The sequence below is a fragment of the Bacillota bacterium genome, assembly GCA_012837285.1.
GTDB lineage: Bacteria > Bacillota > DTU030 > DUMP01 > DUMP01 > DUNI01.
Genome location: DURJ01000001.1, coordinates 1 through 6,014 on the forward strand (window position 1 = coordinate 1; position 6,014 = coordinate 6,014).

Sequence of the window (6,014 nt, forward strand, 5' to 3'; positions counted from 1 at the left end):
AAGTGCTGGTGGCCGATCCGAATATAGTCTATTCTTTTTCCGTCGACGGAGATCTCAATTGGTGTTACGAAAGCCCGGCTGCCATCAAGGGGCTGTATCCGTTGGCCGACGAAAAAGAAGTGGTGGTTACCACCTACGGCAACCACCTGCTGTTGCTGGAACCACCGGATTAGATTTTTTACCGTACCATCTCGTAGGGCGAGGCGCTGTCCTCCCCGTTGCATTAACCGTGAATAAGTTTAGGCAGGCATCGCGTACATACCCACAAGCTTTCGCCTTTAATGCGCACCGGTATCAGCGCCCGCTCTTCTTCACCCCGGCCGCAGCTAAAACAGTTGATTTCGTGGGCGGCAGGCTTCACGTGCTGGGCTACTGCCTCTTCGTCGAAGGCCGGGGCTTCTCGCTCCTCAATGGAGAGCGCCCCGGTAGGACAGACCGACAGGCAAAAACCGGCCCCATCGCACAGCTCCTCCCGCAGAACCTTAGCTTTACCGTCGATAATCTCAATGGCCCCTTCGGCACAAGGGGTTACACAGAGACCACAGCCGGTGCATTTTTCTTCGTCAATCCTTACGATTTTGCGTTTTGCCATCACCACCACTCCTTTCTGGACTATTTTACTCCACTTACTTAGGTTTGGCAAGCCAAGAGTGAAAAGGGTTGCCGGCCCATCCTCAGGGATGCGCCCGACCGCTTTATCGGCCCAAAGGCGAAAAACCTGGTATTATAGAGACAACAAGTAATTCTATCAAGACCGTGGATAGAAATGAAATGAGCGAGGTGAATTCCATGACCCATTGCCATGAGTGCCTGACTGCCGATCATGTTTGTGCCCGTACAGTGCCCATCTTCAGCTCGTTGGATCCGGCGGGGTTGCTGGAGGTAAATAGCTTGATCCAACATCGCCATTACGAAAAGACAGAGCTCCTTTTTTCCCAAGGCGATCCCGGTAACTATCTCTACATTGTCCGGAGCGGGCGGGTAAAGCTGTACACCGTTTCTGCCGAAGGCCGCCAGCAAATCATCCGCATTTTGGAACACGGGGATTTCTTTGGGGAGCTGGCCCTGTTTCAAAATACGTGGCAATTCTGCTTTGCCGAAGCTATGGAGCCCAGCGGCATTTGCCTACTATCCCGGGAAGATTTCCGGCATCTGTTAGAGCGCAAACCAAAAATCGCCCTTTCTTTGCTCACGGCCATGAGCACTCGGCTTCAGCAGGCGGAGAAATTTATCAGTGACCTTACGCTAAAGAAGGTAGAAGAAAGGTTAGCATCTTGGCTGTTGGTGATGGCTCAAAAGGGGGTTGCGACCCCGGCCGGGATAAGAATAACTTTGGATCTTACCCGGGAAGAACTGGCTCACCTCTTAGGCACCACCATCGAGACGGTAAGCCGCCGGTTAAACGCACTGCAGACAGAGGGCGTGATTAGATTACAGGGACATCGCACTATCTTTATCACCGATATGAAGAAACTAGAAAGTCTGTAGAGGATGGCAGACTGTGTGAAAAGGCACCGGGTGGAAGGTGATCAAAACTGTCATCCCGCCTGTCCCGCCTGCCCAGCGCGACCTAAAACATGGATTGGGCCCGTTTATTGTTTTCTGATTTCGATTTTTGACTTAAGTCAAGGTTTGAATCCCTTCTGGCGTGTTAACCTAAAGCTGCCGAACAAACGGTAATTAAAACAGGCGGCTCAGCTGCCAGAAGGAGGAAACAAAATGCAAGAGGTAACATTACAGTTAGGGGATCTGGCTTGCCCAAGTTGTGCCCAGACCATCAGCAAAATCCTTAAGCGGCAAAAAGGCGTGGGAGATGCAACTGTGGCTTTTACCAGCAGTCGAGTGAAGGTATCTTTCGACCCCGAGGTTATAACGCTGGAACAGATTGAACAGGCGATTGAAAAGACCGGTTACAAGGTCAAGGCCCGCTTATAGAGGGTGATAACCATGCAGCACACTTTCTTAGCGGGAGCTTTGATCGCCCTAGGCTGGGTCCTAGGGCGCCTCTTCCCTCAAAATTCGGCCACGGATGTTCTAATGATAGCGGCGGCAGTTATCGCTGGCTGGCGTATTGCCTGGAGCGCTTGGCAAGCCCTACGTTTTCGGGTGCTGGGTATTCCTGCATTGGTAACCCTGGCAGCTCTCGGGGCCATTGCCATCGGCGAATACTGGGAGGCAGCGGTAGTAACTTTCTTATTTGCCTTTGGATCTTATCTGGAGGCCCGGACCTTGGATAAAACCAGGGGAGCCTTGCGTGAGCTGCTAGAGATGGCTCCACAAGTGGCGCGGGTAAAGCGAGGAGGGGGTGAAGAAGAAATTCCTGCCGCCGAAGTACAAGTCGGCGATGTGGTTATCGTTCGCCCTGGGGAAAAAATTCCGGTGGATGGTCAGGTTGTTACCGGCGAAGCTACAGTAAACCAAGCTGCCATCACCGGGGAGTCGGTACCGGTGGAGAAAACTGTTGGGGATAAAGTCTTTGGTGGGACCATTAACGAAGCCGGTTATTTGGAAATAGAGACAGAAAAGGCCGGAGAAGACACAACTTTTGCCCGCATCATCGCCCTAGTGGAAGCGGCCCAGCAAGAAAAGCCGCGAACCCAGGAACTGCTGGAACGCTTCGCTCATTACTATACCCCTGGCATCATGATTATTTCGCTTCTTACTTTTCTAATCACTGGAAATCCTGTTATTGCACTTACTCTACTGGTTATTGCTTGTCCAGGAGCGCTGGTAATTGCCACTCCGGTATCCATTGTAGCCGGCATCGGTAACGCCGCTCGCCACGGTGTTCTCATCAAGGGCGGCGAGCACTTAGAGAAAATTGGACGTATCCAAACTATAGTCTTAGATAAAACAGGTACCTTAACCGTTGGCCGTCCTGAACTGGTGGGCCTGTGGGCCCGGTCCGGTGATGAAGATAAGATGCTGCGTCTGGCCGGGGCGGTGGAAAAGCTGTCGGAGCATCCCTTGGCCAAACCGGTGGTGGCAGCGGCGGAAAGTAAGGGACTATTACCGGAGGCCACCTCGTTTCGGGTCCTAACCGGCCGCGGTGTGGTAGCAGAAGTGGAAGGGCGTCAAGTGGCAGTAGGTACCCCCAGGCTGATGGCCGAACTGGGTATTACAGTTGATGAAGAGGCTACCGAGCGCTTGCAAAAAGAGGAAGCTCGCGGCCGTACCGCTGTGTTGGTGGCCGAAGGGCAAGAGATTATCGGCGCTGTCTTTTTGGCCGATACGCCGCGGCCGGAGGCCTACCGGTTGGTAGAGCAGCTCAAGAAGAGCGGCATTCGAAACGTAGTCATGCTCACCGGTGACAATGCCCGTACAGCGGAGGCTATTGCGACTGAACTTAACTTAGACGAGTTCTATGCGGAAATGTTACCGGAAGATAAAGTTAACGTTATCAAGCAGCTACGTCAGAGCGGCCAAGTAGTGGGCATGGTGGGTGACGGTATCAACGATGCACCGGCTTTGGCCACGGCGGACGTAGGCATCGCCATGGGTGCCGCCGGCACTGACGTAGCTCTGGAGACAGCCGACCTCGTGCTTATGGCCGATCGGTTGGATAAATTGCCCTATGCCATTTCCGTCAGCCGCGCAACTTTAGGGAACATTAAACAAAACGTAGTATTTGCCATCATCGTCGTCCTGGCTCTGCTGGCGGGGGTTTTAGGGCAAACCATAGTCCTGGCGTCCGGTATGCTAGTGCACGAGGCCAGCGTACTGCTGGTTATCATCAACGCCATGCGCCTTCTCCGTTACCGTCCGCCGGAGAAAGAAGCAGCGTCCGCGTAACCAAGAAAGCAGCTTGCCCGCAGACACCACTAAAATTGCATAAGACTCCAACAGGTAAGGGGCGGCTTCTGTGCCGTCCTGCTCATACCTATACACGAAAACAGCCTGAAAAGGGCTGTTTTTTACTTGACATCCTCTAATCAATAGTGTACCATGTGTATTAGTTGAGCTAGTACACCCAGTACAGCACCAATCTGCTAAATTGGAGGGGGTATTGTGCTTCATGTGGACGTTAAGAGCAGTAAACCTATTTATAAGCAAATAAAAGATCAGATCAAGGAAGGTATCATCAAGGGCATTTTTCGGCCGGGTGACAAGCTTCCTTCGGTACGCGAGTTATCCACCATGCTCACCATTAATCCCAATACGGTGAGTAAGGCCTATCAGGAGCTGGAGCGGGAAAAGGCCATCGAAACTGCACGCGGCCGGGGCACTTTTATTGCTGAGGACTATCGGCCCCAACCGGACGAAGAGCGGCTGCAAGAAGTCAACGACTTGCTTCGTAAGGTGGTTGTGGAGGCCCATTACTTGGGCCTGTCTAAAGAGCAACTGGAGCAGATGGTGGATGATCTTTATGCCGAATTGGGGGGAGAAGAACAATGATAATAGAAATAAGCCAACTTCATAAAAGCTTGGGAAATAAAGGGGTTCTAACAGACATTAATTTTACCGTGGAGCCGGGCCGGATCTTTGGTTTAGTGGGCGAAAACGGTGCTGGTAAAACCACTCTGATCAAATGTGCAACTGGTGTTTACCGTCCAGATAAGGGTGTGGTACGCATTGATGGGAAGAATGTGTACGAAAACCCGGCGGCAAAAGCAAAAATCGGCTATGTGGCCGATCAAAATCAGTACTTTCCATCGTACCGTATCAAGGAGTTGTTGTCGTTTTATTCCTTAGCCTATCCTCGCTTTTCCTCAGAACGATTTTGGGAGTTAAATCAAATCTTTAAGCTGCCGGCAAAAGCCCGGGTGAAAGAGCTATCCAAGGGGATGCAGATGCGCCTTACGCTGATGCTTTCCCTTAGTATTGGGTCCGATGTACTGGTGCTCGATGAGCCCACTTCCGGCTTAGACCCGCTGGCTAAACGCGAAGTTATGAATTTGCTGCTGGCCGAAGTGGAAAGCCGGGGAGTGACAGTGCTGATATCGTCGCATCACCTGGGTGATTTAGAGCGGATGTGCGATACCATCGGTATCATGTCCCAGGGGCAAATGAAGTCCGTCCATTCTTTAGAAGAAATGAAACTTAGCATGCGCAAACTACAAGCAGTGTTTCCGCAAGGAGCACCGGCGGATTTGGCCTCTTGGCCGGAGGTGCTGGCTGTGGAGCAAATGGGGCGGGTTCATTACATTGTAACCAAACAATATTCCGATGACTTGCTGGCCAAACTGCAGCAAACGGCACCGCTGGTGTTAGAAGAGGTACCTCTTAGTTTGGAGGATATGTTTATTTACGCAGCCAAGGAGGGTTACCGGCAATGAAACAGCTATTTCCAAAGGCACTCTTTTATAAGGAATGGAAAAATGCTCGTTGGGGTTTGGCGTTATTTGCTTTCTTCTTGTTTTACTCTAAGTTATTCTACGCCATACAAGGGCTTAGCTTTCTAAAGGAAGTAGCCCAGAGCGGCAATTTGGTAGTGGCAAATAATGAGTATTGGTTTCAGCAGTTGATGTATGGCGATGATGGGGTTTTTGTGTTGCTGGCCATTTTAACCAGTGCCTTGGTCTATGTTCTATTTCGCCAGGACCGGCAAGAGGCTACGGCCTCACTGATGAGCAGCATGCCTTTTACTAAAGAACAAGCTTTTAATGTAAAATGGATTACCGGTGCTGGGGTCATCGTGGCGGCTTTTCTAGTAAACGGACTGCTACTTACCGGGTTCTATTTTGCTAACCGGTCTTGGATGTTTACTACCCCCTATCAGGTGATTCCTACCTGGATCGTTCTTTTCTTGGCTTTCACGCTGGCTCTGTTTAGCTTTTTGCTCTTTGTCCAATGCGCCATGGGGCATAGTCTGGCAGCGGCAGTGGTGGGCCCCATCGCCAGCGTGGTCCCCTGGTTCTTTCTTGCCGGTTTGAATGATCTGGTGCGTCACCAGTTCAGTCTACCCTACGATCATGCTGCCATTGATTTTTTAGGCCGAACGGCTGACGCAGTAGGTTGGCCCTATCTGTTAAGAACGGTTTATGTTCAGAGTCCAAGCGGGATACATTACCCTG

Annotated in this window: 8 protein-coding genes; 7 read left to right on the top strand and 1 reads right to left on the bottom strand. The window is 51.4% G+C overall.

What is annotated here, in order from left to right:
• Positions 1 to 173, top strand: a 173-nt coding sequence (locus GX016_00005) for a hypothetical protein (protein HHT69943.1), incomplete at its 5' end; no start/stop codon positions are given.
• A 50-nt stretch (positions 174 to 223) separates the two neighbouring features.
• Here GX016_00005 and GX016_00010 read toward each other — a convergent pair.
• Positions 224 to 592, bottom strand: coding sequence for a 4Fe-4S binding protein (locus GX016_00010; protein HHT69944.1), 369 nt, complete (start codon positions 590 to 592; stop codon positions 224 to 226).
• A 68-nt stretch (positions 593 to 660) separates the two neighbouring features.
• Here GX016_00010 and GX016_00015 point away from each other — a divergent pair, with 68 nt between their 5' ends.
• From GX016_00015 to GX016_00040, 6 genes are all read left to right on the top strand, one after another.
• Positions 661 to 1,488, top strand: coding sequence for a Crp/Fnr family transcriptional regulator (locus tag GX016_00015; GenBank protein ID HHT69945.1), 828 nt, complete (start codon positions 661 to 663; stop codon positions 1,486 to 1,488).
• Between the two features lie 231 nt (positions 1,489 to 1,719).
• On the top strand, positions 1,720 to 1,935 hold the full coding sequence (locus GX016_00020) for a heavy-metal-associated domain-containing protein (protein HHT69946.1): 216 nt from the start codon (positions 1,720 to 1,722) through the stop codon (positions 1,933 to 1,935).
• A 12-nt stretch (positions 1,936 to 1,947) separates the two neighbouring features.
• A complete protein-coding gene (gene cadA / locus GX016_00025) occupies positions 1,948 to 3,792 on the top strand; it encodes a cadmium-translocating P-type ATPase (GenBank protein ID HHT69947.1) in 1,845 nt (614 codons plus the stop codon).
• Positions 3,793 to 4,008: 216 nt separating this feature from the next.
• A complete protein-coding gene (locus GX016_00030; protein HHT69948.1) occupies positions 4,009 to 4,395 on the top strand; it encodes a GntR family transcriptional regulator in 387 nt (128 codons plus the stop codon).
• Complete coding sequence (locus GX016_00035) at positions 4,395 to 5,276, top strand: ABC transporter ATP-binding protein (protein ID HHT69949.1); 882 nt, start codon at positions 4,395 to 4,397, stop codon at positions 5,274 to 5,276. Before GX016_00030 ends, GX016_00035 begins: the two co-directional genes overlap by 1 nt.
• On the top strand, positions 5,273 to 6,014 hold a 742-nt coding region (locus GX016_00040), incomplete at its 3' end, for a hypothetical protein (GenBank protein ID HHT69950.1). The genes GX016_00035 and GX016_00040, both read left to right, overlap by 4 nt.